The sequence below is a fragment of the Lysobacter avium genome, assembly GCF_015209745.1.
GTDB classification, from domain to species: domain Bacteria; phylum Pseudomonadota; class Gammaproteobacteria; order Xanthomonadales; family Xanthomonadaceae; genus Novilysobacter; species Novilysobacter avium.
This window is the reverse complement of the sequence record NZ_CP063657.1, coordinates 161,248-187,520: the sequence shown is the minus strand read 5'-3', so window position 1 is coordinate 187,520 and position 26,273 is coordinate 161,248. Positions and strand designations below refer to the sequence as shown.

21 protein-coding genes and 1 pseudogene are annotated in these 26,273 nt (G+C 67.1%); 7 read left to right on the top strand and 15 right to left on the bottom strand.

Translation table 11 applies throughout. From position 1 onward, the window contains the following. Positions 1-15 precede the first annotated feature (15 nt). From INQ42_RS00840 to INQ42_RS00830, 3 genes are read right to left on the bottom strand one after another with little or no spacing between them, the layout of a single operon-like run. Positions 16-276: a hypothetical protein gene (locus INQ42_RS00840; protein WP_194034749.1), complete on the bottom strand. Its 261-nt coding sequence runs from the start codon at positions 274-276 to the stop codon at positions 16-18. Then, positions 273-1,583: an AmpG family muropeptide MFS transporter gene (locus tag INQ42_RS00835; RefSeq protein ID WP_343224912.1), complete on the bottom strand. Its 1,311-nt coding sequence runs from the start codon at positions 1,581-1,583 to the stop codon at positions 273-275. Before INQ42_RS00835 ends, INQ42_RS00840 begins: the two co-directional genes overlap by 4 nt. Then, the gene (locus INQ42_RS00830; RefSeq protein WP_194034748.1) at positions 1,580-2,392 is read right to left on the bottom strand and encodes an exodeoxyribonuclease III; all 813 of its coding nucleotides are present in this window, start codon (positions 2,390-2,392) and stop codon (positions 1,580-1,582) included. The genes INQ42_RS00835 and INQ42_RS00830 overlap by 4 nt, the downstream gene beginning before the upstream one ends. Before the next feature lie 139 nt (positions 2,393-2,531). On the opposite strand from INQ42_RS00830, the gene pyrE reads away from it, so the two are divergent. Both pyrE and INQ42_RS00820 read left to right on the top strand, forming a co-directional pair. Further along, entirely contained in the window at positions 2,532-3,200 is a 669-nt protein-coding gene (gene pyrE, locus INQ42_RS00825) for an orotate phosphoribosyltransferase (RefSeq protein ID WP_194034747.1), read from the top strand. Between the two features lie 79 nt (positions 3,201-3,279). Then, on the top strand, positions 3,280-3,951 hold the full coding sequence (locus tag INQ42_RS00820; RefSeq protein WP_194034746.1) for a hypothetical protein: 672 nt from the start codon (positions 3,280-3,282) through the stop codon (positions 3,949-3,951). An 88-nt stretch (positions 3,952-4,039) separates the two neighbouring features. Here INQ42_RS00820 and INQ42_RS00815 read toward each other — a convergent pair whose 3' ends face one another. The 3 genes and pseudogenes from INQ42_RS00815 to coaBC form a co-directional block, all read right to left on the bottom strand. Next, positions 4,040-6,370 carry a phosphomannomutase/phosphoglucomutase gene (locus tag INQ42_RS00815; RefSeq protein ID WP_194034745.1) on the bottom strand — a complete coding sequence of 777 codons (2,331 nt, stop codon included), beginning with the start codon at positions 6,368-6,370 and terminating at the stop codon, positions 4,040-4,042. A gap of 36 nt (positions 6,371-6,406) precedes the next feature. Then, positions 6,407-6,865 carry a dUTP diphosphatase gene (dut, locus tag INQ42_RS00810; protein WP_194034744.1) on the bottom strand — a complete coding sequence of 153 codons (459 nt, stop codon included), beginning with the start codon at positions 6,863-6,865 and terminating at the stop codon, positions 6,407-6,409. Positions 6,866-6,911: 46 nt separating this feature from the next. Beyond that, positions 6,912-8,134: pseudogene (gene coaBC / locus INQ42_RS00805) on the bottom strand (bifunctional phosphopantothenoylcysteine decarboxylase/phosphopantothenate--cysteine ligase CoaBC). Positions 8,135-8,439: 305 nt separating this feature from the next. On the opposite strand from coaBC, the gene radC reads away from it, so the two are divergent. Next, positions 8,440-9,114 carry a RadC family protein gene (gene radC / locus INQ42_RS00800; protein WP_194034743.1) on the top strand — a complete coding sequence of 225 codons (675 nt, stop codon included), beginning with the start codon at positions 8,440-8,442 and terminating at the stop codon, positions 9,112-9,114. Between the two features lie 16 nt (positions 9,115-9,130). Here the strand turns inward: radC and tssH are convergent, their stop codons facing one another. The 8 genes from tssH to INQ42_RS00760 form a co-directional block, all read right to left on the bottom strand. Beyond that, entirely contained in the window at positions 9,131-11,926 is a 2,796-nt protein-coding gene (tssH, locus tag INQ42_RS00795; protein WP_194034742.1) for a type VI secretion system ATPase TssH, read from the bottom strand. A 51-nt stretch (positions 11,927-11,977) separates the two neighbouring features. Beyond that, entirely contained in the window at positions 11,978-13,066 is a 1,089-nt protein-coding gene (tssG, locus tag INQ42_RS00790; RefSeq protein WP_194034741.1) for a type VI secretion system baseplate subunit TssG, read from the bottom strand. Then, positions 13,030-14,865 (bottom strand): type VI secretion system baseplate subunit TssF, encoded by a 1,836-nt coding sequence (tssF, locus tag INQ42_RS00785; RefSeq protein ID WP_194034740.1) that lies wholly within the window; start codon positions 14,863-14,865, stop codon positions 13,030-13,032. The genes tssG and tssF overlap by 37 nt, the downstream gene beginning before the upstream one ends. 15 nt (positions 14,866-14,880) lie before the next feature. Further along, on the bottom strand, positions 14,881-15,366 hold the full coding sequence (gene tssE, locus INQ42_RS00780) for a type VI secretion system baseplate subunit TssE (protein WP_194034739.1): 486 nt from the start codon (positions 15,364-15,366) through the stop codon (positions 14,881-14,883). A gap of 113 nt (positions 15,367-15,479) precedes the next feature. After that, positions 15,480-15,977, bottom strand: a complete 498-nt coding sequence (locus INQ42_RS00775) for an Hcp family type VI secretion system effector (protein WP_193985393.1) — start codon at positions 15,975-15,977, stop codon at positions 15,480-15,482. Positions 15,978-16,133: 156 nt separating this feature from the next. After that, a complete protein-coding gene (gene tssC, locus INQ42_RS00770; RefSeq protein ID WP_193985391.1) occupies positions 16,134-17,624 on the bottom strand; it encodes a type VI secretion system contractile sheath large subunit in 1,491 nt (496 codons plus the stop codon). A 4-nt stretch (positions 17,625-17,628) separates the two neighbouring features. Beyond that, positions 17,629-18,138 (bottom strand): type VI secretion system contractile sheath small subunit, encoded by a 510-nt coding sequence (tssB, locus tag INQ42_RS00765; RefSeq protein WP_194035679.1) that lies wholly within the window; start codon positions 18,136-18,138, stop codon positions 17,629-17,631. 40 nt (positions 18,139-18,178) lie between these two features. Continuing rightward, positions 18,179-18,793: a tetratricopeptide repeat protein gene (locus INQ42_RS00760; protein WP_194034738.1), complete on the bottom strand. Its 615-nt coding sequence runs from the start codon at positions 18,791-18,793 to the stop codon at positions 18,179-18,181. A 383-nt stretch (positions 18,794-19,176) separates the two neighbouring features. Between INQ42_RS00760 and tssJ the strand changes: the two genes are divergently transcribed. The 4 genes from tssJ to hemF all read left to right on the top strand — a co-directional run bounded on the left by tssJ (position 19,177) and on the right by hemF (position 23,006). Then, entirely contained in the window at positions 19,177-19,755 is a 579-nt protein-coding gene (gene tssJ / locus INQ42_RS00755) for a type VI secretion system lipoprotein TssJ (protein ID WP_228064396.1), read from the top strand. Between the two features lie 99 nt (positions 19,756-19,854). After that, the gene (gene tssK / locus INQ42_RS00750; RefSeq protein WP_343224916.1) at positions 19,855-21,192 is read left to right on the top strand and encodes a type VI secretion system baseplate subunit TssK; all 1,338 of its coding nucleotides are present in this window, start codon (positions 19,855-19,857) and stop codon (positions 21,190-21,192) included. Positions 21,193-21,235: 43 nt separating this feature from the next. Next, the gene (gene icmH / locus INQ42_RS00745; RefSeq protein WP_194034735.1) at positions 21,236-22,024 is read left to right on the top strand and encodes a type IVB secretion system protein IcmH/DotU; all 789 of its coding nucleotides are present in this window, start codon (positions 21,236-21,238) and stop codon (positions 22,022-22,024) included. A gap of 40 nt (positions 22,025-22,064) precedes the next feature. Continuing rightward, positions 22,065-23,006, top strand: coding sequence for an oxygen-dependent coproporphyrinogen oxidase (gene hemF, locus INQ42_RS00740; RefSeq protein WP_194034734.1), 942 nt, complete (start codon positions 22,065-22,067; stop codon positions 23,004-23,006). Between the two features lie 397 nt (positions 23,007-23,403). Here hemF and polA read toward each other — a convergent pair whose 3' ends face one another. Then, positions 23,404-26,214, bottom strand: coding sequence for a DNA polymerase I (polA, locus tag INQ42_RS00735; RefSeq protein ID WP_194034733.1), 2,811 nt, complete (start codon positions 26,212-26,214; stop codon positions 23,404-23,406). Positions 26,215-26,273 lie beyond the last annotated feature (59 nt).

The following is a 26,273-nucleotide window of genomic DNA, read 5'->3' as shown; positions in this document are numbered from 1 at the left end:
CCCGCGCCCACGGGCTCAGTCCGCGGGGTTGCCGATACGGCCGATCAGCGAGAAACCCGGATCGTCTTCGACCTTTTCCAGGGCCTCGATGGCGGCCTGGAGGATATGGGCGTCGGTGTCATCGAGTGCCACTGCCACGTCAGCCTCGCAGGCAAAAAGGCCGTGTTCGATCAGATGGGTGATCGCCACGGACTGGGTCCAGCCCATGCTCGCCGCGAACCGTCGCACGCGCTCCAGCAGCACCGGATCGATATCCAGAAGTAGCGTCTCGCTCATCGTCCTTTCTCCACCTGCGATGCGCCCCCGTCCTCACCCAGCCGCACCTTCGGTCGCAGCCACAAAAACAGCATCACCGCAGGTACGACCAACACTGCGGTCAGCACGAAGTATGGCGCGTATCCTACCGCCTCCACGATACGCCCCGAATAGAACCCCAGCACCTTGCCCGGCAGGGTGATCATCGAGGAGAACAGGGCGTACTGGGTGGCGGTGTAGCGCTGGTTAACCAGCGCCGACAGGTAGGCGACCGCGGCGGTGCCAAGGAAGCCCTGCGCCAGGTTCTCTCCGGAGATCACCAGGGTCAGCATGCCGACATCGCCGTTGGCGCCGATCAGCAGCAGGTACAGCAGGTTGCTGACCGCGCCCAGCACGATCGCCGTCAGCAACGTCCAGTTGACGCCCCAGCGCGCCACGGCCAGGCCGCCGACGAACGCGCCGCCGATGCCGACCCAGATGCCGTAGATCTTCGATACCGCGGCGATCTGCGTCTTGGTGAAGCCCTGGTCGAGGTAAAACGGCCCGATGATCCCGCCGACCAGCGCCTGGTCGGAGATCTTGAACAGCAGGATGAAGGCCAGCACGCCCAGGCCCACGCGGCCGCCAAAGCGGCGGAAGAAGTCGGCAAACGGCTCGACCACGCCCTCGCGCATCGCCGCCGCCCAGTTCTGCGCACGGATACGGATGACGTCGGGTTCGCGAGCCATAAGGTTGGCGATGATCGGGATCAGCATCACGCAGGCCATCACCCGGTAGACGTTGGGCCACACCGCGTGGTCGGCCAGCACCAGCGCCAGCGCGCCGGTCACGATCAGGGCCATGCGGTAGCCCAGCGAATAGGTGGCCACCAGCGCGCCCTGCGACTCGACCGGGGCGATCTCGATCCGGTACGCGTCCACGGCGATGTCCAGCGTCGCTCCGGCCACCGCAACGCTCAGGGTCAGGGCGATGAACAACGGCAGCGTGGCGGTACCCACCCCCGCCATCGCGAACAGCCCGCCCATGACCACCAGCTGGGCCAGCAGCAGCCAGCCGCGGCGCTGGCCGAGCCGGCCGAACAGCGGCAGGCGCCAGCGATCCACCAGCGGCGCCCAAAGGAACTTGAAGGAGTACGCCATGCCCGCGCTGGCGATCATGGTGATGTCCTTGAGCTCCAGGCCGTCCTCGCGCAACCAGTACGCCAGCGTCCCGGCCACCAGCAGGAACGGCAGCCCGGAGGCGAAGCCGAAGAAGAACATCGTCCACGCCGACGGCTCGGCAAACGCCTTCCACGCCGACGGCTTGCGCGCCTTGGCCGGCGAACTCACCCGCGCTCGCCCATGTCGAAGTCCACGGTAAACGGGGCATGGTCGGAGAAGCGCGGCTCACGCGCGATCGCGCAGCGGCGCAGCCGCGACGCGAGACGCGGAGTCACCAGCTGGTAGTCGATCCGCCAGCCTACGTTCTTGGCGAAGGCCGCGCCGCGATTGCTCCACCAGGTGTAGTCCTGGCCGTCGGGATGCAGGTGCCGGTACGCGTCCTTCCACGCCTCGGCGGCGGCTGCCGGCTCGCCACACAGCGTGTTGAGCCACTCGCGCTCGGGCGGCGTGCAACCGGAGTTCTTCTGGTTCGACTTCCAGTTGCAGATGTCCATTGCCGTGCGCACGATGTTCCAGTCGCCACACAACACGTAGTCACGGCCGCTGGCAAGCCATTGATCGAGGACGGGCTTGAGCCAGTCCATCACCTCGAACTTGAAGCCCTGGCGCAAGTCCCCGGAAGAGCCCGACGGGATGTAGAACGAGACCACGCTGAGGTTGCCAAAGCGCGCCTCGATGTAGCGGCCCTCCTCGTCGAAGGCGTCCCAGCCCAGCGCGGTGCGTACCTCGTCGGGCTCGCTCCGGCTGTAGATCGCCACACCGCTGTAACCTTTCTTCGTGGTCGCGTCGCGGAAATACGCGTGATAGCCGGCCGGCAGGAAGGCCGGGTCCAGTCCGTCGGGACCGCTCAGCTGATGCTCCTGGGCCTTGGTCTCCTGCATGCAAAGCACGTCGGCATCCTGTTCGCGGAACCAGTCGAAGAATCCTTTGCGGGCGGCCGAACGGATGCCGTTGGCATTGAAGCTGATGATGCGCATGGAGTACCGGAAGTGGGGGCAATGCGGGCGCTGGACCCGACGCGGAAGGATAGCGCAGCCCCGCAGTCGGCCGGGAGGACGCCCAACGCTGGCAGCGTGGCTGGTTATCATCGACGGCTGTTGATCCACTGGATGCCACATGCAGGACCACCGCGGACGATTCCTGGACCTGGCGCTGCGCGCCGATGCGCTGCGCTTTGGCGAATTCACCCTGAAATCCGGTCGTACCAGTCCGTATTTCTTCAACGCCGGCCGCTTCGATTCCGGCACGGCCCTCGCCGGACTGTCGACCTGCTACGCCGACGCCATCGATTCGGCGCGCGCCGACGGATCGCTGCGGGAGTTCGACGGCCTGTTCGGGCCGGCCTACAAGGGCATACCGCTCGCCACCGCGCTGGCCTGCGAGTATTCCCGCCGCGGCTACGACCTGCCGGTGACCTTCAATCGCAAGGAAGCCAAAGCCCATGGCGAAGGCGGCAGCCTGATCGGCGCGTCGCTGGAAGGCCGCCGCGTGCTGATCGTCGACGACGTGATCACTGCCGGCACGGCGATCCGGGAGGCCCTGCAGATCATCGGCGACGCCGGTGGGATCGTGAGCGGGATCGTCATCGCGCTGGATCGTCAGGAAGCCGTCGACCCTTCCGTCAGCCGACGCTCGGCGGCACAAACTGTCGCAACCGAGCACGCGCTTCCGGTGGTGGCGGTCGCCAGCCTGGACGATCTGCTGGCAATGGCCGCGGAATCGACCGTGCTGGCCGGGCAGCACGAGCGACTCCTCGCCTACCGCGAGGCGTATGGAAGCCGCTGATCGCGATGTCGCTGAGCGGCCGTCGTGCGCTTGGCCCGAGTCTTGCGTCTGTGTCTGCTGATCGTCCAAGGTAAAAGCCATGCAAGCTCTGTCCCGTACTTCCCTGCTCTCCTGCGCGCTGCTGTCGGTGGCGCTGGCGATGGTCGTGTCCCCGGCGTCGGCGCAGAAGAATGTCCAGGGCGGGAAGAAGATCTATTGCTGGGACGATCACGGCGAGCGGGTGTGCAGTGATGCCCTCCCCGCGAACGCGGTGGACAACGCGCGCACCGAGTTCAGCCCGACGGGCGTCGCAACGGCCCGCATCGAACGCGCCAAGACCGACGAGGAACGTGCGCTGGCGGAGATCGAGGCCAAGCGGCACGAGCGCGCGCAATGGTCGGAGGCCGAGCGGGCGCGGCGTGAGCGTGCGATGGTGGTGTCCTTCGCCAGCGAAGCCGACCTGGAGCGCAACTTCGCCAACCGGATCGAGCTGATCGACTCCAGCATCGAGACCTCGCAACTGGGCATCAAGGGTGCGCGGCGCAGCCTTCTCAGCCTGCTGCAGCGCGCGAGTGAGGCGGAACTGGAAGCCAAGCCGGTGGCCAAGACGCTCGCAGAGCGCATCAGCGTCCAGCACGAGTCGCTGCGCCGCCATCAGGAGCTGCTGGAACGCCAGGTCCAGGCCCGCGACACGATCGACCAGGAACTGGCGTCGGCGTTGGAGCGCTACCGCGAGCTGAAGGCGGCCAGCGGCGCATCCGGGCGCAGCTGAAGCCTGCGGCCTGTAAACGCGGGCCCGCTCGCCCCGGTAGAGCTCGCCCCGGTGGACCGCGGCCGACCTTCAGTCCGGCCAGGGGTCCTCAGAACGGCAACTGCAGGTCCGGATCCAGCGCCAGCAGCTGCTCGCGGAACGTGCCGGTGATGCGCGCCATGGCCTCGTTGCTGTCGGCATCAAAGCGCATCACCAGCACCGGCGTGGTGTTGGACGCGCGCACCAGGCCCCAGCCGTCCGGCCAATCCACGCGCAGGCCATCGATGGTCGACAGGCGCGCGCCGTCGAAGTCCGCCTCGCCCACGAAGCGCTCCACGAACGCGTGCGGGTCTCCCGCCGGTGCATCGACCTTGATCTCCGGCGTGGACACACCGTCGGGGAGCGCGTCGAGCACATCGCTGGGGCGCCCCGGCTGCGCGGCGAGGATTTCCAGCAGGCGCGCCGCGGAGTAGATGCCGTCGTCGAAGCCGTACCAGCGCTCCTTGAAGAAGAAGTGGCCGCTCATCTCACCGGCCAGCTCCGCACCGGTCTCGCGCATCTTGGCCTTGACCAGCGAGTGCCCGGTTTTCCACATCAGCGGGCTGCCGCCGTGGCGCAGGATGTAGCCCGGCAGGCGGCCGGTGCACTTCACGTCGAAGATGATCTGCGCGCCGGGGTTGCGCTCCAGCACGTCGGCGGCAAACAGCATCAACAGGCGGTCGGGGAAGATGTTGTGGCCGTCGCGGGTGACCACGCCGAGGCGGTCGCCGTCGCCGTCAAAGGCGATGCCCAGGTCCGCGTCCAGGCGGTCGACCATCTGGATCAGGTCGGCGAGGTTGTGCGGCTCGCTGGGGTCGGGGTGGTGGTTGGGGAAATTGCCGTCGATCTCGCAATACAGCGGCACCACCTCCGCGCCGATCGCCCGCAGAACCGCCGGCCCGAGTTCGCCGGCCACGCCGTTGCCCGCGTCCACGACCACCTTCAGCGGCCGGTCGATCTGGATATCTGTCGCTACCCGCTGGACGTAGTCATCGTTGATATCGCGCTGCTCCAGCGCGCCTTCGCTGTCGGCGACGTGCAGCCGCCCTTCGGCGATCCGCGCGTACAGCCCAGTGATCGCATCGCCTGAGAGCGTCTCGCCGTCGATCACGATCTTGAAGCCGTTGTAGTCCGGCGGATTGTGGCTGCCGGTGACCGATACGCAGGAACCGGCCTTCAGGTGGTACGCGCCGAAGTACACCAGCGGCGTCGGCGCCAGGCCGATATCGATGACGTCGCGACCGGCCTTGCGCAGGCCCGTGATGAGGCCTTCGAGCATGTCCGGCCCGGACAGGCGGCCATCGCGGCCGACCACGATCTCCCGCTGCCCGGCCTCGTGCATCACCGAGCCGATCGCGTGGCCGATGCGTTCGGCGACGCCGACATCGAGACTCTTGCCGACGATGCCGCGGATGTCATAGGCGCGGAAGATTTCGCGGTCCAGGATCACCGGGGCGACGGCCGCCGCCGCAGCGGCGAGCGGTACGGACTCGGTTGCCGGAGCCGCCAATGAATCGTCGCTCATCGATTCTCCCAGCGTCTGGCTGGAACCTTCATCGCTTTCATCCAGCGCGCTGCTGCGCCGGCGCGCCAACAGGCGGGGCCCGCGCCACGCCAGCAGCGCCAGCAACGCGAATACACCTGCGGCGATGAAGCAGGCGAGCGCGCCCAGGCCGAACGGCGCAAACGCCGGGTAAGGGATTCCCGCCGCGACCCGCAGGTTGCTCCCGGGGACGGCGGCGGCAAGTGCCTCGGCGCCGCCGGCCAGGCTGGCGTCGCCCCGCTCGACCAGGCTTTGGCGACCCTGGCGCAAGGCAAGGTACCCATCGCCGGGGAGGGCGACGGCGTCCACCGGGCCCGTGATCCGCTGCAAGGGCAGCAACACCAGTGCTACCGCACGAGCCCGCTCCTCATCGCCCACCGGCGCGGCCAGCGCCAGGCGCGAGGAGTCCCCGTCGCGCACGACCCACGACACCGGCTTGCCTTCCACCAGCGCCGCTTCCAGGGCCGCGAGCCGACCGTAGCTGCCGTCGGGCAGCGCGGCGTAGTCCTCGTCCAGTTGCGGCGACAGCACCGCCGGCTTGCTGGCGCCCGGCCAGCCCGCCGCCAGCAGCTCGGCTGCGCGCGCGTTCTCGCCACTGACGACTGCCGAATTAAAAGCGGGATCCGCGAGTTTGTCGGCAAACCGCTTGTGCTCCGACGCCAGCGCAGTGGCGATGGCCTGGACGGCCTGGTCGCGTGACTGCTCCACCGTCGCCCGCCGGCCGCCGTCGCGCTGCTGCTGCCAGCCGCTCCACGCAAACCACAGCGCCAGCAGCGCGCAGGCCACCACAAGCGCGGGCAGCAGCGGCTTGAGCGGCTCCAGCGCCACGAAAGTGCGCTTGGTCTTGGTATTGGGCATGGCGTTGTATTCCCCTGTTGATTGCAGACAGCGCGCTCAGCGCACGCCGGTATGGCCAAAGCCGCCGGCGCCGCGTTCACTGGTTTCAAATGCATCCACCACCCGCAGCTGCGCCCTTGCGATCGGCAGCAGAACCAGCTGGGCGATGCGATCCCCCGGTTGCATCGTAAAAGGCTCGGCGCTGCGGTTCCAGACGCTGATCATCAGCGGGCCCTGGTAGTCGGCATCGATCAGCCCGGTGCCGTTGCCCAGCACGATGCCGTGCTTGTGCCCCAGCCCCGACCGCGGAAGGATCACCGCGCACAATCCGGGATCGCCGATATGGATGGCCACGCCCGACGGAACCAGCGCCGAGGCGCCCGACGCCAGCTGCAGCGGCTCGTCAATCGCGGCCCGCAGGTCCATGCCGGCGCTGGCCGTAGTCGCGTAGGCGGGCAGCGGCCATTGCGTGCCCAGGCGCGGATCGAGCACTTTCATTTCAAGCATGTGTGGCATAAGTCCCTCGTTGAAAGCGTGCCGGGTGCGTCGCTCAGGATAATTTTCAGCGGGCGCTGTCGGTCGCGCGCGCGGCGGCCGGCAGTCGCTGGCAGATCAAATCGAGCAACTGACTGGCAAGTTCGTGTTTGGATGCCGGCCCCAGCGGCAGCGCCAGATCCGAGCCATAGATGACCAGCGCGTTGTCGTCGCTCTCGAATCCGGACCCCGCCACGCCCACGCGGTTGGCCGCGATCAGGTCGAGCTGCTTGGCGGCCAGTTTGCCGCGCGCGTGGCGCTCCACGTCCCCGGTCTCGGCGGCGAAGCCGACCACCAGTCCCGGACGGCGGGGATGGATCGCCAGTTCGCCGAGGATGTCGCGGGTGCGCACCAGCTGCAACGTCAAGCCGTCCCCGCCGGCTCCTTTCTTGATCTTCTGCGCGGCCACCCGCGCCGGTGTGTAATCGGCCACGGCGGCGGCGCCGATGTAGACATCCGCCGGCAACGCGCCGATCACGGCCGCGTGCATCTGCGCCGCCGAGCGTACGTCGATCCGAGCCAGCGAGCCGCTGCCGGGGCCGGGAGTCGCCAGCGCTACCGGACCGGCGATCAGGCTTACCCGCGCCCCGCGCGCCGCCGCGGCCGCGGCGATCGCAAAGCCCATCTTGCCGCTGCTGCGATTGCCCAGAAAACGCACCGGGTCGATGTCCTCGTAGGTGGGCCCCGCGCTGACAACCACGTGCCGACCGGCCAACGGAGCGCTGCTCATGCCGCACGCTGGGCGAGTGCTGCGACAATCTCGTCGGGCTCCAGCAGTCGCCCGGCACCGGTCTCGCCGCAGGCCTGGTCGCCCACGCCGGGGCCCAGGATCATGACCCCGCGACCGCGCAGCACATCGATGTTGGCGCGGGTCGCCGGATGCGCCCACATCTGCTGGTTCATGGCCGGCGCCACCGCCAGCGGCGCGTCGGTGGCCAGGCACAGCGTGCTGACCAGGTCATCGGCAAGACCGTGGGCGAGCTTGGCGATGGTGTTCGCACTCGCCGGTGCGACCAGGATGCGGTCGGGCCAGCGGGCCAGCTCGATGTGCCCCATTGCGGCCTCGGCGGCGTCGTCCCACAGGGTTGTGCGGACCGGCCTTCCCGAGAGCGCCTGGAAAGTCGTCGGCGAGACGAAATGCCCGGCGCTGGCCGTCATCGCCACCTGCACCTGGGCGCCGGCCTGGCTCATTCGACGGACCAGTTCGGCGGCCTTGTAGGCAGCGATCCCGCCGCACACGCACAACAGGATTTTCTGGTCGTGGAGCACTGGCACGTGAGGAAAACCCCTACGGTTTGGGCAATGGCCAGCTTACCCGATGCCACGCCGTCGGCCGATGCCGCCAAGCCTTGCGCCCAGCCATTCTGAATCCGTGGCTGAAGCGGGGACGGAGCGTGGTGATGCGGCTTCCCCGGCCCATCGCGACGTCTGGCTGGGCAGTCCGGTCCGTCCCCGCTTCGTTTTTCTTTCCGCCCGCTACCGCCAGGGCGATGCTTCACCGGTTGCGACAGGACGTCGCAAGGCGCGCACGCGCCACCAGCACAGGGATCGAGACGATGCACATACGTGATTGGCCGGCCGACGAACGCCCGCGGGAGAAATTGCTGGCGCGCGGTGTGGGTGCGCTGTCGGATGCCGAACTCCTCGCAATCTTCCTGGGCTCCGGCCTGCGCGGCCGCGACGCGGTCACCACGGCGCGCGAACTGCTGCAGGGCCACGGGCCGCTGCGCGCGCTGCTGGAGCGTCCACCGTCGCAATTGGCCAAGCTGCCCGGCCTGGGTCCGGCGCGGGCCTGCCTGCTCGCCGCAGCACTGGAACTGGGCCACCGGCACTTGTCGGCCGAGCTGGAACGCGGTGCGGCCTTGACCGATCCCCAGGCCGCCGGACGCTACTTCGCCCAGCGCCTGCGCGGACTGGAGCACGAAGTATTCGCCGTGCTGTTCCTGGACACGCGCCATCGCGCGCTGGCATTTGAAGAACTCTTCCGCGGCACCATCGACGGGGCGGAAGTACACCCGCGCGAGGTCGTCCGGCGCGCGCTGGCGCATAACGCCGCTGCGGTGATCGTGGGCCACAACCATCCCAGCGGAAATCCCGAACCCAGTGCGGCCGACCGTGCCGTGACGGCGCGCCTGAAACAGGCGCTGGCGCTGGTCGACCTGCGCCTGCTGGACCACTTCGTCATCGCCGACGGGCCGCCGGTGTCGCTGGCGGCGCGTGGCTGGGTCTGACGGCTGCGGCCGAAGCTCACTGCATCCGGTAACGGAAGTTGCCCTTCCTGTCGGCGGATACCTTGATTCGGGCGATCTGCTCGCCTTCGGCCATTTTCGCCAGTACCGACTCGGCGATTTCCGGCAGAAGGGTCCCGTTGAGGATGTTGTCGACGTTGCGTGCGCCCGAGTCGACCTCGGTGCAGCGCTGCAATACCGCCTCCACCAGCGCCTGGTTCCACTCGAAGACCGCCTTGTGGTTGGCTGCGATACGCTCGCGGATACGGCCCAGCTTGAGCTCGATGATGCGGGCCAGCACGTCGTCACTGATCGGGAAGAACGGCACCACCTTCATCCGCCCCAGGAACGCTGGCTTGAAGGTCTTCATCAGGACCGGGCGCAGCGCGTCGGCCAGGTCATCGGAGGATGGCAGCTCGCCGGCCGGAACGTTCAGGCAGGACTGCATGATCTGGCTGGAGCCGATGTTGCTGGTAAGGATGATCAGGGTGTTGCGGAAGTCGATCTCGCGACCCTCCGCATCCTCCATCTGGCCCTTGTCGAAGACCTGGAAAAACATCTCCAGCACGTCCGGGTGCGCCTTTTCGACCTCGTCCAGCAGGACCACCGAGTAGGGATTGCGGCGCACGGCTTCGGTCAGCACGCCGCCCTCGCCGTAACCGACATAGCCGGGGGGCGAGCCTTTCAGGCCGGACACGCTGTGCGCCTCCTGGTACTCGCTCATGTTGATCGTGATCAGCTTGCGTTCGCCGCCGTAGAGGATGTCGGCCAATGCCAGCGCGGTTTCGGTCTTGCCGACACCGGAGGGGCCCACGAACATGAAGACGCCTCGCGGCTTGTCGGGATCCTCCAGCTTGGCCGACGCGGTCCGCACGCGCTGGGCGACCGCGTCCAGCGCGTGGTCCTGGCCGATCACCCGCTCGCCCAGCAACGGCCCGAGAGTGCGCACGGTACGGATCTCGTCCTTCACCATCCGCCCCAACGGCACTCCGGTCCAGGCGCTGACGATCTCGGCGACCACCCCGCCGTCCACCTGCAGCGGCACCATCGGGGCCTCGCCCTGCAAGGCGCGCAGCTCGGCCAGCAGCAGGTCGAGTTCGGCAAGCCTGGGGTTGACGGCAGCGGGCGAATTGTTACGTGCCCCCTTGTTGGTCTTGCTGGATTTTGCCGCCTGGGGGCGGACCGCGACTGCGGTGTCACCGTCATCATCCCCGGCTGCGTCACGGCCATCATCGCCACCACCCGACGCCATTGCCGGCTTGCCGCCTGTCGCCGCCTGCGCGTCGGCTTCCAGTGCCTGGCGCAATTGCTGGATCTGCTGCGCCAGGGCGGTTTCGACCTGCAGGCGCTCGCGGCTGCGCTGCAGTACCTCGGTGGCCGCGGAGTGCTCCGCGGTCAACTCGGCCACGCGCTCCTGGTGGCGTGCACCGGCGACGGTTTCGCGGCGCAATGCAGCCAGTTCCGCGTCAAGCCGATCCAGATGCTTGACGGTGTCCTCGATGATCGCCGGCGTCGCGCTCTGGCCCAGCGCAACCTTCGCGCACGCGGTATCCAGCACGCTGACCGCCTTGTCGGGCAACTGGCGGCCACTGATGTAGCGGTGCGACAGACGCACCGCCTCGGTGATCGCCTCGTCCAACACGCGGATGCCGAAGTGCTTCTCCATCAGCGGCACCATGCCGCGCAGCATGGCGGCACACAGCAGCTCGGACGGCTCCTCGATCTTGACCACCTGAAAGCGGCGGGCCAGCGCGGCGTCCTTCTCGAAGTACTTCTTGTACTCCGACCAGGTGGTCGCGGCGATAGTGCGCAACTCGCCGCGTGCCAGCGCGGGTTTGAGCAGGTTGGCCGCATCGCTCTGACCGGCCTGGCCGCCGGCGCCGATCATGGTGTGCGCCTCATCTATGAACAGCACGATCGGATGCGGGCTCTTCTTGACCTCGTCGATGACGTTCTTGAGCCGGTTCTCGAACTCGCCCTTGACGCTCGCCCCGGCCTGCAACAGGCCCATGTCCAGCGTGTGCAGTTCGACGGCCTGCAACACGTCCGGCACGTCCGCCGCGGCGATCCGCAGCGCCAGCCCCTCCACCACCGCGGTCTTGCCGACCCCCGCCTCGCCGGTAAGAATGGGATTGTTCTGGCGCCGCCGCAGCAGGATGTCGATCATCTGCCGGATCTCGGCATCGCGGCCGATCACCGGGTCCAGGTGGCCGTCACGCGCGCGCCGGGTCAGGTTGGTCGTGTACTGGTCCAGGGCGGGTGTGCGCGACAGGCCGGGGTCCGCTGCATTGTCCTCACCGTTGGACTCCGCCCCCGCATCGGCAAAGCGGACATCGCCGGCTTCGATCGAGCCTTCGGTGAGCTTGGCGAAATTGTGCTTGAGCTCATCGCGCTTGATCCGGACGAACTGGCCCGAACCCCGGTACGCCAGCTGCGACAGGCCCGGCTCGGTCAGCAGGGCCAATAGCAGGTGACCACCGCGGATGCGCGTGGTGTGGGAGTCCAACGAGGCCAGCAGCCAGGCGTGCTGGAACAGCGTGGGCAGGTGCGGGGAAAAGACCGGCGTGCGCGTGTTGCCGGCCTTGAAGCGGCCGACTTCCGCTTCCAGGTCCTTGCGCAGGCTGTCCACGCCGATTCCGCTGCGCTGCGCGATCAGGGCGACATCGCCCTGCGGATGCTCCAGCAAGGCCAGGAAAAGGTGCTCCAGGTCGACCTCGTAGTTGCCGCGCGCCATGCACAGGTTGGCCGCGCGCTCGGCGGATTGGCGGCAGGTGTCGTTGAGCTTGCCGATCAGGGTTTTCAGGTTGGTATTCATGCGTTGCGATCCATGCGGTGTCGTCTCCAGGGCGGCGCTGTCGCGCCGTCGTCATTGCAGTGTGTGGATCCCGTAACGGGTATCCGAGCGCGGCGCCGGCGGCGGGCGCGAGCACAGGTAACTGTCGAAGCCCAGCTCGCAACCTGTCCCGGCCCGCAGGGCGATGCCGCGCAGATGCGCCGGTTTCAGGCTCAGTCGGACCTCGTATTCCAGGGTGCTGCCGGTCAGCAGGGTGAGCCACTTGGCCAGTGCCTTGGCCGCGCTGCGTCCGGGCAGGAAGCCGTCAAACTGCGTGCGGTCCAGCGGTCCAATCCACAGGCGCAGCTTCAGGTCACGTTGCCAGACGCGGTTGCCGGCGAGCGCCGTGCTGCCCAGCGCCGCGTTGCCGACGCCCAGCCGCGTCTGCTGCGCCTCGGGCACGCGGTACCAGGCGCCTACGAACTGCTCCACGCGCAGCGGCACCTTGAAGTAGTCCGCGAGGATCCGCTGCAGCATCACCGCCGACAACGGACGCTGGCGGATCGCACCGGCGTAGTGGGCGACGGCGTGATCGAACACGTCGCTGTCTTCGCCGCGCAGGCGCCCACGCAGGCCGTTCGTGCCCATGCCGGCGAGTGCCAGCACCAGCGGCAGGAAGCGCTCGTCGCCGTCCATTTCGAACTGCAGGCCCAGGCGGTACTTCTTCCACGCGGCGTAATGCAGGGCCACTGCGCGGTTGCCGAAGATATCCAGGAAGGCGCGGGCGGTGCGGTCGCGCTGGTAGGTTTCGCGCTCGGCGAGCGCCTCGGTGTAGTGCAGGGGCAGCACCCCATGGCTGCCCAGCATGCCCATGAAGGCCGGCGTCAGATGGACCTCGCCCAGTTCCTCCATGGTGATGGCGTGTTCGACCGCGGCGTCGCGGTCCAGGGCGGTTCCGTCGCTCGCATAGGCCTGGGCCGATTCGATCTGGCTGGCCGGGAACCCCAGTGACATTGATGTGCGAAAACGCAGGCTGCGCGACACCACCTCGCCGGGCCGCTGGCCCTGCTTGATGAACAGTCGCTCAAGGATCCGCAGGGCCTGAAAGAACTCGAAGCGCTGCGGTCCGGCGAGCAGCTGCTGGGCTACCCCAGGATCGATTCGCCGCTTCGCGGTTCGCATCGCATCAGTTCCTCGCCGTTGTCGGCAGACAGCACGGTCAGTTGGGTGAAGCTGTTGGCGTGCACATACAGCCCAAAGAAGTGGTCCAGCACACGGGCGAAGGTCGCAATGCCATGCCCGACAAAGGCGGCCTCGTCGATGCCAAGGCGGATCTCGATCCCGCGCACCACGCTGGCGAAATGCTTGCCGGGCAGCCATGCACTGGCGCTGCGGTGCTCCAGGGAGACAATGCCGTCGATCTGCCGTCCCGAGGTGCTGGTGCGCGCGATGTCGTACAGCCGCAGCATCTCCTTCAGCGCCGGCAGACCGTCCTGGCTCAGCGACAGATGGTTGAGCGAGAGATGCGAGACCAGTCGCCACTGCGCACCCCGGCCCCGCTCGAAGCGCATCGGTCGGGTGGGCTTGCGCAGCAACGCGATCGAGCGCGCGGGACCGCCGCCTTCCATGGTCAGGTCGCCGCCCTGCACGCCATAGGCGAGAAAGCTGGGAAGGTCGCGGTTGCTGCAGGTCAGCTCGAGGCTGACCACGTCGGTCCGCGGCTGGACCGGATTGAAATCCAGGTCGACGAACGACAGTTCGGTCTCGAACCCGGGGCTGCTGCGAGCGACCTGCTCATCACGATGGGCGAACCAGTAATGGCCGGACTCGTCAGGTAACTGGCCGTGTTGCAACGAATAGAACGGGCGGAACTCGGTCACCTTCTCGCCCTGGGCGGTCTGGCGGATCCGCTTGACCGAGTCGATCGACACCACTTCATAGGCAAACGCGCGCCGCGCATCCGCCACCACGGGATATGAGGTGCTGCGATGGGTCACCCGGATGGGCTCACCGTGCTGCGCAAACAGGTTCACCACCGGCGTGCAACCCAGCAGGATGTTGGTCGCCGAGAGCGATTCCAGGACCCGGGACACGGTCGCGTCCGCCGCCTGCACGCCCAAAACCAGATGAATGGTGAACGTTGCGCCGGCACTGCCGTGCAGAGGCCTCAGATCCAGGTCGAAGAAGCCGAACTTCTCCGGAAATCCGAACAATTCGGTCAGCAGCCGGTACGCCGGGTGCGACCGTTCGGGATAGTCGATCAGCGACTCGTCGGCGCCGAATCCGGCCTGGCTGAGCGGTGATTCCGCCAGCACTTTCCAGCGCCCGCTGCCGGCCGCTTCCAAAAAGGCGGCCCGCACGCCAAAAGCCAGGGTGTCACGCAATGCAGCGCAGAAGCTGGCCTCCCCTTCGGTGAACAGCCGCAGGGTGTCCAGCCCCAGTGCGGACAGTTGCTGGTGCTCGCCGAGCAACTCGAAGCTCAGCGATATCTGTCCCCCACAGCCTGGCGGCAGGCTGGTCGCCATGGGCACCTCGGCGATCGCGCGGTAGCGCGCTTCGCGCAGTCGGATCGGTGCCAGCACCACGTCGAAGGTGGAGCGAAAGCGGCAGCTGACACCGCGTACCGCGCGCGAGTGCAGCAGCGTGTCGCGCGGAATGTGGACCGGTGCACTGAGCTGGGCGAGCGCGGGCCCCATGTCGAAGCGGGCGATCGAACACGACGGGAACGGGCGCAGGTAGTGGGGGTACATGACCTCCAGCAGCGCCTCGGTGAACTCCGGGTAATCGTCCTCGATCTTCTTGTTGGTGCGCGCACTCAGCAGCGCGAAGGATTCGATCAGGCGCTCGACGTGCGGGTCCTGGCTGCCATCGGCGGACAGCAGCAGGCGGCCGGCGATCTTGGGGTAGCGCTCGGCGAACTCGCGGCCGTGGCGGCGAAGGTAGCCCAGCTCACGTTCGTAGAAAGGCAGCAGGTCTTCCATCAGCTGCGTCTCCGGTCAGGCCGCCGCACGGCGCAACCTGCTGACCGAGTACTGCAGGGTGCTGGGCTGCAGCATCGCGTCGAAACTGATCGGTTCGCGGGCAGGGCGCACGTCCAGGAGACCGTGGATCGAGAAGTGCAGGCCACCCACCGAGCGGCTGTTGCCTTCCAGGGTGACGCGGACGTTGTGCAGGCGCGGCTCGTGGCGGGCGATCGCCTGCTCCAGGGATCGGCATATCGCGGCACGGTCGTGGCCGTTGGCCAGGCTCATGGTGGAGAAGTCGCGCAACCCGTAGGTCACCAGCGAGTTGCGGCAATGGGGGAATTCCTTCAGGTCGTCCTCGGAAAAAGCGGCCCGGCTGTTGAGCAGGCCTTCCAGGTCACGGGCGACCGATTCCTTGTACTGGTCCAGCGAGATCGACTTGAAAATGCCGCTGGCAGCGGTGACGCGCGGTTGATCGTCGAACAGCTTTTCCAGAAGGCTGGGTTCGAATCCTTTCATGGTTCCCTGTCTGCCTACGCGCCACTGGCCGGACGCGGAGTGCAGCCCGGAAATACAATGCGATGACGACCGGCTGGCCGCCATCGCACCGACCCATCAGGGCTTTACGACCGTCAGACCCGGTAGCTGGGCGTGTTGTCGGTGTTGCTCCACTGCGCGACGGCCTTGCCGCCGACGCCGCCACCCTGCTTCTGCTGGGTGTAGGACCACTTGATCGCACCGAAGCTCAGCTGGACCTGCTCGGACGGCATGCCGTCATGGCCCATGCCGGTGGTGACGCGGTGTACCAGGACGTTCAGCAGTTCGATCGTGTAGTAGTTGATCGCCTTGCCGTCCTTGTCGGCGCGCATGAACTCGATGCGGGCCTTGGGGAACGTGGTGCCGTTGGCGCACGCCTGGAACAGGGCCGTCGATGCGAGGTCGATACGCTTGTTGATCTCGATCGGGGACATTTCCACGCGTGCCGCGGTGGTGCCGCCAGCGCTGGATGCAGTGGCCGAACGCGGCTGCAGGACATCCTGGTTGAAGGACTCGATCTCGATCCAGTCCTTGTGCTCGGAGTCCTTGGACTCGCCCTTGATGGTGTCAATGCTGAGGAATGCATGCTGCATGATCTGGTTTCCTTTTGTTCCGTTCTTCCGTGAGAGTCAGCACCGGGACGAACCCGGCGCAGTAGTTGCTGCCAACTTGATGGAACCAAAACGGCGGCCAGCCTGGCGGGATCTCTGCCCCGCGATGTCGACCGCCTTTCAGCACGCGAGTGGCGGTTACCCCTTGGCGCTGGCGGGAAGCTCAGCGACCAGGCGCAAGGACACCGACAGCTCGTCGAGCTGGAAATGCGGGCGAAGGAAGGACACCGCCCGGTACACACCGGGTTTTCCGGGCACTTCCGACACCTGCACCGAAGCCTCTCGCAGCGGGTATTGCGCTTTCGCTTCCTGCGTCGCGTTGTCATCCAACAACACGTACTGCGCAACCCACCGGTTGAGGAAATCCTCGACGTTACCGGCCGAGGCAAAACTGCCGATCTTCTCGCGCATCATTGCCTTGAGGTAATGGGCGACGCGGGAGACGGCAAACATGTACTGCAGTTGCGACGACAGCGATGCATTCGCATTGGCCGCGTCGGTGTTGTACTTCCTGGGCTTCTGCGCCGACTGCGCCCCGAAGAACGCGGCGTAATCGGTGTTCTTGCAGTGCACCAGGGGAATGAAGCCCAGGTCGGAGAGCTCCTTCTCGCGCCGGTCGGTGATCGCCACCTCGGTCGGGCACTTCAGGGCCACCTCGCCATCGTCGGTACGGAAGGTGTGGGTCGGCAGGTCCTCGACCAGGCCGCCACCTTCCACGCCGCGGATCGCCGCGCACCAGCCGAAGTCCTCGAAGGCCTTGGTCAGCCGCGCGCCGAACGCGTAGGCGGTGTTGCACCACAGGTACCTGGAGTGGTCGTTGCCGTCGACATCCTCGACATAGTTGAAGCCCTCCACCGTGGTGCCGTCCTTGGGGTTGTACGGCAGTCGGCCAAGGAAGCGCGGCAGGGTCAGGCCGACGTAGCGGCTGTCCTCGGAATCGCGGAACGACTTCCACTTGGCGTACTCGATGGTGTCGAACACCTTGGCCAGGTCGCGCGGCTTGCCCATCTCGGTGAAGCTTTCCAGCCCGAACATGTCCTCGCTGGCGGCGGCGACAAACGGAGCGTGGGCTGCGGCGGCGACATGCGACATCTGCTCGATGAAGTACATGTCCTCGGGCTGGCGGCCGATGTTGTAGTCGCCCAGCAGGGCGCCGAACGGCGAGCCACCGAAGGTGCCGAACTCCTCCTCGTACACCTTCTTGAACAACGCGCTCTGGTCGAAGTCGATCGCCGACTTGAAGTCCTTGACCACGTCCTTCTTGGGCGCGTTGAGGACCTTGATCTTCAGCTGCGTTCCGGTCGAGGTCTGGCTGCACAGATAATGCAGGCCGCGCCAGGTGGACTCCAATTGCTGGAACTGCGGAGCGTGCATCACCGCGGTCAGCTGCTCGGAGATCATCCGGTCCAGTTCGGCGACGCGCGCATCCAGGGTCAGGTTGAGATTTTCCGAGACCACCACGGTGCCCTTGAGCACCTCGCGGGCGAGCTCGGAGATGATGTCGCGGGCACGCTGGTGCTCGGCGTCGGATCGGGCGACCTTGCTCTGCTCGACGATCTGGTCGAGCAGTCCCGGCTCGGACGTGGTGGTCGCGGCCTGGGCGGGCGCCGCGCTTGCCTGGGTATTCATGGCATTACTCCTCGTCAGCCGGGTCGTCCTGGCCGAGCTGCCGCAGCTGCTCGGTATTGGCCAGGACATCGTTGAGCAGGTCTTCCAACTTCTCGTTGCCGGCCACCTTGTTGCGCAGGTCGGCGAGCTTGGACCGGGCTTCCAGCAGCTTGCGCAGCGGTTCGACCTGCTGCACCACCGCCTCGGGACGGAAGTCGTCGATCGAGTTGAACGTCAGCTCGACGGCGAACTCGCCGCCGTTGTCGGAGAGCTTGTTCGGCACCCGGAAGGCGGCGCGCGGCGCCATGCCGGAGATCACCTCATCGAAGTTGTCCAGGTCCACGTTGACGAACTTGCGGTCCTTCAGCTTCGGCAACGGCGCCTCGGGCAGGCCGCTGAAGTCACCCAGCACGCCGACGACGAAAGGAATTTCCTTCTGCTCGATCGCATCGCCCTTCTCCACGTCGTAGGTGAGCTGGACGCGCGGCGGACGCACCTTCTGCAGGCGCTTCTGGGTGCTTTCCTTCTTGGACATCTTCATCGTCTCCCTGACGATCACGTGCGAATTCGGAGGCTCAGTTGCCCATGCCACCGAAGGGGTTGGCGATATCCGAAGCACTCTTCGGCTTCTCGGCGGCCGGCGTCGCCGGCTTCGGCGGTGGCGTGCTGGCGCGTCGTGTCGGGGTGCGCGTGCGGGTCTTCGGGGCTGGCGGTGAGCCGCTGTCGAGGATGTTCTCGCCCATGGTGGCGCGCATGGTCGCAGCGAGGCGCTCGGCTTCGATGCGGGCCGTTTGCGACGCCAAAGCACCACTGCCCTGCAGCCGCTCCAGCGATTGCGACGCGATGCGCAGTCCGGAGACGGTCAAGACGCTGTCGGCGACCTGGTCGGCGGGATCGCGTTGCAGGACTTCTTCAGCAGCGACGATGGCGCGACCGTAGTTCCCGGCCTCGAATTGCAACTGGGCGATCCGCAGCCATGGCTGCTTGCTGGTGGGGTCGGCCTGGGCCGCTTCGTCGAAGCTGACCAGCGCCGACTCGACGCGGCCCGCCTTGACGGCGGCCTCCGCGTTCTCCAGCACCATCGCGTAGCCACCGGTCTTGGCCGGCATCGTGCTGCACGCGGCCAGGATCGGCACCAGCGTGGCAACGACCAGCACACGGCAGAAGACGGAATACGGGAACCGCTGCATCTCTCCACTCTCCTTGTGAACCGCGCACTTGGTGCGGCGGCCTGTCACTCCATGAACAGTACGAAGGCACTTGCTGCGCCTTCGACTAGATATAGTAGCCTACGCCACCGGCCGTCAAGCGGTTCGTTGGCGGCGGGTATTGTTGACCATGCATGGCTTGATGCCAAGTCGGCACATGCCGTCGCGTGTCGTGGGATCAAGCCACGGGTGCCGTGGCGGGGATATTCCCGGCATGGTGATCCAGGCATGGAGGCCCGAATTCACGAATGGAGTGGCACGCAATGGATGCTGGTTACCGCTGTTCCGATACGGATTCCCTTGAATCACCCTCTTCGCGCACACGGCCGTCGCGCCCGCCCATCAGCGCCGCGCGACGGCTTTGCTTGCTTCTCGTCACAGCCGCCTGTCTGGCGATCTCCGGATGCGCGAGCCAGGGCGCTGGCGTCAAACAGGCATTCGGCAAGACGCTGCAGGCGGTCGGCCTCAAGCAGGGTGAAGCGCAGTCCGGCGAGCTGCCCATCCGCCTGTATGCAGGCGACAACCTCAACACCGGAGACGATGGGCGAGCGGCCGCGCTGGTCGTTCGTGTGTACCAGTTGCGCAATGCCAAGCGCTTCAACGAAGCCGCCTTCGACGTGTTCCTGGACGAGCGGCGCGAGCACGACGTGCTCGGCGATGACCTCGTTTCGGTCACCGAATTCCTGCTCACGCCCGGCAAGCGACATGAAGTGCTGGAAGCGCTGGCCGACGATGGCAACCGCATCGGCGTTGTCGCACTGTTCCGTGCCCCCGCACCCACCCGCTGGCGGTTCACCTTCGACACCGGCCAGACCAGCGCCGAAGGCATTACCGTCGGCCTGCACGGCTGCGCGATGACCACCGCCTCCGCAGGACTGATCACGAAACTTTCGACGCCCGCGCACAGCCTGTCGTCCAGCCGCTGTGGACCGCTCGGAAGGTGATCCGGACGGCCGGGAGAGTTCTTCCACACATGGTGTAACCTGCCGGCGAACGCATGGAACGCCGGGATTTATCAAAGGATCGAGTGACGCATGACCGGGATGTCAAAGGTTTTCTGGGGCGAGGGCCTGTTCCTGCGCCCGCAGCACTTCCAGCGTCAGGACGCGTACCACGAGGCCCGCGTGCAGCGCATGGCCACCACCATCGCGCCCTATTCCTGGGGGTTGCGCCACGCCGAATTCGATGGCCAGGCCCTGGCCGCCGGGACCCTGCGCGCGCAGCAATTGTCGGTCGTGTTTCCGGACGGCGAGTTCTACAGCGCGCCCGGCGATGACCTGCTGCCCGAGGCAATGTCACTGGAAAGCCTGCCCGATGGGGTGCAGACGACCACCGTGCATCTGGCGCTGCCGCTGCTGAAAGAGCATGGCGGCAACTGCGCCGGCGCGCCCGACAGCGGCGGCAACAGCCGCTACATGCAGGCCAACCGGGCGACGACCGATCTGTACACGGATGCGGGCGAGGCCGAGCTGGCCTACCTGGGCAAGAACGTGCGCCTGCTGCGCGATGATGAGCCGCGCGATCCCTATGTCAGCGTGCCGGTCGCGCGCATCCGCCGCAGCGCGACCGGCGGCTTCGAGATAGACCCGGGCTTCGTAGCACCCAGCCTCAACCTGGGCTCCGCGCCGCAGCTGCAGCTGCAGTTGCGGCGCCTGCTGGACAGCCTGCAGGCCAAGGCGGACGCCCTGCACGGCCTGCACCGCGAGGCGTCCCAATCGGTGGTCGAGTTCCGCTCCGGCGACATCGCCTCGTTCTGGTTGCTGCACACCGTCAATGGCGCCTTTGCCGCGCTCTCGCACCTGTTCCGCCATCCGGGCCTGCACCCGGAGCGGTTGCATCAGGAGCTGCTGCGCCTGGCCGGCGGGCTGCTGACGTTCTCGCGCAGCCACACCCTGGCCGACCTGCCCAACTACCAGCACGCGCAACCCGAGGCCGGGTTCGAGCGCCTGTTCGAGATCATCCGCGCCCTGCTGGATACCGTGATTTCCGCGCGCTACTTCAAGATCGCGCTCAGCGAGGTCAAGCCGTCTTTCCATCTCGGCCGCCTGGATTCCCAGCGCATCGACGAGGATTCCGCGTTCTACCTCGGGGTCAGCGCGGACATGCCGGCCAACGAGCTGGTCCAGACCGTGCCGGTGCGATTCAAGGTCGGCGCGCCGGACGATGTGGACAAGTGCGTGCTGTCGGCTCTGCCGGGCGTGAAGCTGGTCCACGCCGCGCAGGTTCCCGGCGCCATCCCGGTGCGTACCGGCGCGCAGTACTTCGCCATCGAGGCACGTGGCCCGTTGTACGAGCGCATGCTCAAGGCCCAGTCGCTGATGATCTACGTGCCCTCGGGCGTGCGCGAGCTGAAGCTCGAGCTGATCGCCGTGGCGCCGTAACGCCGCCACCCACCACAACAGCACCCACGCCAGGCAGGACGCCATGAATTACCCCAACCCGCCGGTTCCCCACCGCATGCCCTCGCTGGGCCCGGCCCATGCCGGTGTGCCGCAGTCCGGCGCCGCCACTCCGCGCAGCCTGCTGGAGCTGATGGCCGACGGCTTCTACCTGTTGATGCTGCTCAAGCGCGGCCAGTTGCCGTCCAGCGAAAGCGGCTTCGTGGCCTCGATCCAGCGCTTCCTGGAAGGTGTGGAACGCGGCGCGGCCAAGCTGGACATCGCCGCCGAGGACATCTACGCGGCGAAGTACGCCTTCTGCGCTGCGGTGGACGAGGCGATGCTCGGCCAGCCCTCGTCGCTGCGCGAGGAATGGGAACGCAACCCCTTGCAGTTGCGCCTGTTCGGCGAGCACCTCGCCGGCGAGCACTTCTTCGACCGCCTGGAGGAGTTGCGCGCGCAGGGCGCGCCGCGGCTCCCGTCGCTGGAGGTCTACCACTACTGCCTGCTGCTCGGCTTCGAGGGCAAGTACCGTCTGGAAGGCCCGGAGAAGCTCGGCTATCTGGTCGCCCGTCTGGGCGACGAGATCGTCTACCTGAAGGGCAAGCGCACCGGCTTCGCGCCGCACTGGGCGCCGCCGGACCGGGTCACCCACGCGCTGCGCCGGGTCATGCCGCTGTGGGCGCCGCTGGCGTTGTTCGCGGTGCTCGGGCTGGGCGCGTTTTTCACCCTGCACACGATGCTGGCGCGGGACACCGGCAAACAGCTGGCCGGGTACCAGCAGGTCGTGCAGATGCCGGGCAAGACCGCACACGTGACCATCACCCTGCCCTGAGCGGGCCAATGCGGTGGCGGGTCTCCACTAGAATGGGCGGATGAACCTGTCCGCATGCCCCAAAGAATCCGACCACGACTTCGCGCGTGTCCGCAGCTACCTCACCGACCTGCAGGATCGCATCTGCGCGGCGATCGAGCAGGCCGACGGCAGCGCCCGCTTCGGCGAGGACAACTGGATCCGCGCCGAAGGCGGCGGCGGTCGTACCCGCATCCTGCGCGACGGCGCGGTGTTCGAGCAAGCCGGCATCGGCTTCTCGGATGTCTCGGGCAGCACGCTGCCGCCGTCGGCAAGCGCCAATCGCCCGGAGCTGGCCGGAGCGGCGTGGCGGGCGATCGGGGTATCGCTGGTGTTCCACCCACGCAATCCTTTCCTGCCGACCACCCATGCCAACGTGCGCCATTTCCGCGCCATGCGTAACGGCGAGACCGTCGCCTCGTGGTTCGGCGGTGGCTTCGACCTGACCCCGTTCTATCCCTTCGATGAAGACGTGCTGCACTGGCACCGCACCGCGCGCGAGCTGTGCGCGCCCTTCGGCGGTGACGCCCGCTATGAGGCGCACAAGCGCTGGTGCGACGAGTACTTTTTCGTCAAGCACCGCAATGAGACCCGCGGCGTCGGCGGGCTGTTCTTCGATGACCTGAGCGAGGACTTCCAGCGCGAGTTCGGCTACATGCGCGCGGTCGGCGACGGCTTTCTGGATGCCTACCTGCCGATCGTGGAGCGTCGCAAGGATGTCCCTTACGGCGACAAGGAGCGCCAGTTCCAGCTCTACCGGCGCGGCCGCTACGTCGAGTTCAACCTGGTGCTGGACCGCGGCACCCTGTTCGGCCTGCAGTCGGGCGGGCGCAGCGAATCGATTCTGATGAGCCTGCCACCATTGGTGCGCTGGGAATACGGCTACACGCCGGAAGCCGGCAGCGCGGAGGCCAGGCTGGCGGATTACCTGCGGCCGCGCGACTGGTTGAACGAGTTGGTTTGAGCCGGAACCGCGGGCAATAAAAAGCCCCGCAGGCAGGGGGGGCCGGCGGGGCTGGTGGAGCCAGGCCTGGGGAGGGGCTTTGGCTCCAGGATCACTCCAGGGGAGGGAGAGATCTGCGACAGGCGTTGCACCTGTCGCGAGCATATGACCACTTTCCACATTGACAGTTCGTGAAGATCGATGCCGGTGACCGATAAGATTCAGGAGCGATTCATTGGCCGAATGTCTTCGAACGTGCCGTTAAAATAACGTTATTCGAATGAACCGGGGCGAACTTTGCCAAAACGGCCCGGCAGCCATTCCCCAAGGGCCCGGAAGCGGGGGTTTAGCACCCCGGGGTGGGGCTTCCGCCCGATTCGGCCAACTCAGCTTCCAGGGGTCGCAAGCCGGTTAATCCTCAGTGCGCTTCATCCCAGTTGGCGCCCACGCCGCTTTCCACCAACAGGGGCACCCGCAATTGCGCGGCACCGACCATGCGCGCGACCACCTCCTCGAGCAGCGTGTCGACAAAATCGGCATCGACCTCGAACACCAGCTCATCGTGCACCTGCAGGATCATCAGGGCGCGCCCGGCGTGATCGGCAAGCCATGAGTGGATCTCGATCATGGCGCGCTTGATGATGTCCGCCGCGGTGCCCTGCATCGGCGCGTTGATCGCCGCGCGCTCGGCGCCGGCACGCAGGCCCTGGTTGCGGGCGTGGATGTTGTCCAGATACAGGCGGCGGCCGAACACGGTCTCCACATAGCCGCGCTCGCGGGCCTGCTCGCGGGTGCGGTCCATGAACTCGCGCACGCCCGGGTAGCGGGCGAAGTACAGGCCGATGTAGTCCTGCGCATCGCCACGGGACACGCCCAGCTGCTTGGCCAACCCGAACGCGCTCATGCCGTACATCAGGCCGAAGTTGATCGCCTTGGCGGCGCGGCGGTCGTCGCTGCTGACGGTCTCCAGCGTCTTGCCGAACACCTCGGCGGCGGTCGCCTTGTGGATGTCGGCGCCGGCCGCGAATGCACGCAGCAGGCCCTCGTCGCCCGACAGGTGGGCCATGATCCGCAGCTCGATCTGCGAATAGTCGCAGGCGACGATGCGCCGGCCCGGCGGGGCGACGAACGCGGTGCGGATGTGGCGGCCATCGACGGTGCGGATCGGGATGTTCTGCAGGTTGGGGTCGCTGGAGGCCAGACGTCCGGTGGCAGCTCCCGCCTGGTGGTAACTGGTATGGAGCCGACCGGTGTCGGGGTTGATCATCTGCGGCAGCTTGTCGGTGTAGGTGCCGCGCAGCTTGGCCAGGCTGCGGTAATCCAGGATCACACGCGGCAGCTCATGCAGGTCGGCGATCGCCTCCAGCGCCTCCTCGTTCGCCGAGGGCTGGCCCTTGGGCGTTTTCACCATCGCCGGCAGCTTGAGCTCCTCGAACAGCAGCGCGCACACCTGCTTGGGCGAATCCAGGTTGAAGCTGCGACCGGCCAGCTCGGTCGCCTTCTGCTGCGCCTCCAGCATGCGCTTGCCCAGGTCGGCCGACTGTTTTCGCAGTTCGTCGGCGTCGACCAGCACGCCGTTGGCCTCGATGCGTTCCAGCACCGGCACCAGCGGCATCTCGATCTCCCGGTAGACCTTCTCCAGTGCGGGCTCTTCGGCCAGCTTCGCCGACAGCACGCGGTGCAGGCGCAGGGTGATGTCGGCGTCCTCGGCGGCGTAGTTGACGGCATCGTCGACCGCCACCTGGTTGAAGGTGATCTGCTTGGCGCCCTTGCCGGCGATGTCGGTGTACTTGGTGGTCTCGTAGCCCAGGTAACGCAGGGCGAGTGAGTCCATGTCGTGGCGGGTGGCGGTGGCGTTGAGGACGAAGCTCTGCAGCATGGTGTCGTCGGCGTAGCCGCCGATCGGTACGCCGTGCCGACGCATGACGTGCATCTCGTACTTGCCGTGCTGGCCGATCTTGCGCTTGCCCGGATCGGTCAGCAGCGGGCGCAGGGCGTCGAGCACCTCGGCGCGGTCCAGCTGCGCCGGTGCGCCCGGGTAGTCATGACCCAGCGGGATGTAGCAGGCGCGCCCGGTTTCTACCGCGAAGCTCAGGCCCACCAGATTGGCGCGCATGGCGTCGAGCGAGTCGGTCTCGGTGTCGAACGCGAACTCGTCGGCGTCCTGCAGGCGGGCAATCCACGCATCGAGCTTTGCGCGGGTGTCCACGCACTCGTACTCGCCGGGGGCGGACAGCGCGGGATCAGGCGCCTCGGACACGGCCGTGTTGTTGCGCGCGTAGCCGGCGGCGGTGTTGCGCACGCTGCCGGCATCGGTCGCCGCATCGCCCCGGCCATCGCCGGCATCCCCGGGATCCCCGCCCAGGTCACGCAGGGCCTGCTTGAAGCCATAGCGCGCGTACAGGCCGCGCAGCTCCTCCACGTGCTGCTCGCGCAGGACCAGTTCGGTGGGGCTGAGACCCACGTCGACATCCAGCTTGATCGTGGTCAGGGTGCGGTTGAGCGGCAGGCGGTGCAGCGCGGCGCGCAGGTTCTCGCCGATCTTGCCCTTGATGCTGTCGGCGTTGGCGATCACGCCATCCAGGGTGCCGTGCTCGGCCAGCCATTTGGCCGCGGTTTTCGGGCCGCACTTGTCCACGCCGGGGATGTTGTCGATCTTGTCGCCCATCAGCGCCAGGTAATCGACGATCTGGTCCGCGCGCACGCCGTGCTTTTCGATCACCGCCGCGTCGCTGTCCATGCGGCTGCCGCTCATGGTGTTGACCAGCGCGATACCCGCGCGCGGCGCCCCGTTGTCATCCTGGCCACTGCGCACCAGCTGGGCGAAGTCCTTGTCGCTGGTGGAGATGGTCACGTCGATGCCGGCATCGGCCGCCTGCACCGCGAGCGTCCCGATCACGTCATCGGCCTCGACGCCGTCGATGCGGATGATGTCGATACCCAGTGCGTGCACGATGTCGCACATCGGCTGCACCTGCGGCCGCAGGTCATCGGGCATCGGCGGGCGGTTGGCCTTGTACTCGGGGTCCAGGTCGTCGCGGAAGGTCTTGCCGGGGGCATCGATCACGAACGCGATGTAGTCCGGGTTTTCCTTCAAGGTGGCGCGCAGCATGTTGACCACCCCGAACAGCGCGCCGGTCGGCTCGCCGTCGGCGTTGGTCAGTGGCGGCAGCGCGTGGAAGGCGCGGTAGAGGTAGCTGGAACCGTCGATCAGAACGAGTCTTTTCATGCGTCGATTCTACTTGCCATGCCGGTAACGGCGGCTCACCAGCTGCGCAGCGCGCTCTT

Bases quoted from the DNA above. Each gene is read 5' to 3' on its own strand.
- INQ42_RS00840 (WP_194034749.1), bottom strand. From the start codon at position 276: ATGAGCGAGACGCTACTTCTGGATATCGATCCGGTGCTGCTGGAGCGC.
- INQ42_RS00830 (WP_194034748.1), bottom strand. From the start codon at position 2,392: ATGCGCATCATCAGCTTCAATGCCAACGGCATCCGTTCGGCCGCCCGC.
- pyrE (WP_194034747.1), top strand. From the start codon at position 2,532: ATGCAGGACCACCGCGGACGATTCCTGGACCTGGCGCTGCGCGCCGAT.
- INQ42_RS00820 (WP_194034746.1), top strand. From the start codon at position 3,280: ATGCAAGCTCTGTCCCGTACTTCCCTGCTCTCCTGCGCGCTGCTGTCG.
- INQ42_RS00815 (WP_194034745.1), bottom strand. From the start codon at position 6,370: ATGCCCAATACCAAGACCAAGCGCACTTTCGTGGCGCTGGAGCCGCTC.
- dut (WP_194034744.1), bottom strand. From the start codon at position 6,865: ATGCCACACATGCTTGAAATGAAAGTGCTCGATCCGCGCCTGGGCACG.
- radC (WP_194034743.1), top strand. From the start codon at position 8,440: ATGCACATACGTGATTGGCCGGCCGACGAACGCCCGCGGGAGAAATTG.
- tssH (WP_194034742.1), bottom strand. From the start codon at position 11,926: ATGAATACCAACCTGAAAACCCTGATCGGCAAGCTCAACGACACCTGC.
- tssG (WP_194034741.1), bottom strand. From the start codon at position 13,066: ATGCGAACCGCGAAGCGGCGAATCGATCCTGGGGTAGCCCAGCAGCTG.
- tssF (WP_194034740.1), bottom strand. From the start codon at position 14,865: ATGGAAGACCTGCTGCCTTTCTACGAACGTGAGCTGGGCTACCTTCGC.
- tssE (WP_194034739.1), bottom strand. From the start codon at position 15,366: ATGAAAGGATTCGAACCCAGCCTTCTGGAAAAGCTGTTCGACGATCAA.
- INQ42_RS00775 (WP_193985393.1), bottom strand. From the start codon at position 15,977: ATGCAGCATGCATTCCTCAGCATTGACACCATCAAGGGCGAGTCCAAG.
- tssC (WP_193985391.1), bottom strand. From the start codon at position 17,624: ATGAATACCCAGGCAAGCGCGGCGCCCGCCCAGGCCGCGACCACCACG.
- tssB (WP_194035679.1), bottom strand. From the start codon at position 18,138: ATGTCCAAGAAGGAAAGCACCCAGAAGCGCCTGCAGAAGGTGCGTCCG.
- INQ42_RS00760 (WP_194034738.1), bottom strand. From the start codon at position 18,793: ATGCAGCGGTTCCCGTATTCCGTCTTCTGCCGTGTGCTGGTCGTTGCC.
- tssK (WP_343224916.1), top strand. From the start codon at position 19,855: ATGTCAAAGGTTTTCTGGGGCGAGGGCCTGTTCCTGCGCCCGCAGCAC.
- icmH (WP_194034735.1), top strand. From the start codon at position 21,236: ATGAATTACCCCAACCCGCCGGTTCCCCACCGCATGCCCTCGCTGGGC.
- hemF (WP_194034734.1), top strand. From the start codon at position 22,065: ATGAACCTGTCCGCATGCCCCAAAGAATCCGACCACGACTTCGCGCGT.
- polA (WP_194034733.1), bottom strand. From the start codon at position 26,214: ATGAAAAGACTCGTTCTGATCGACGGTTCCAGCTACCTCTACCGCGCC.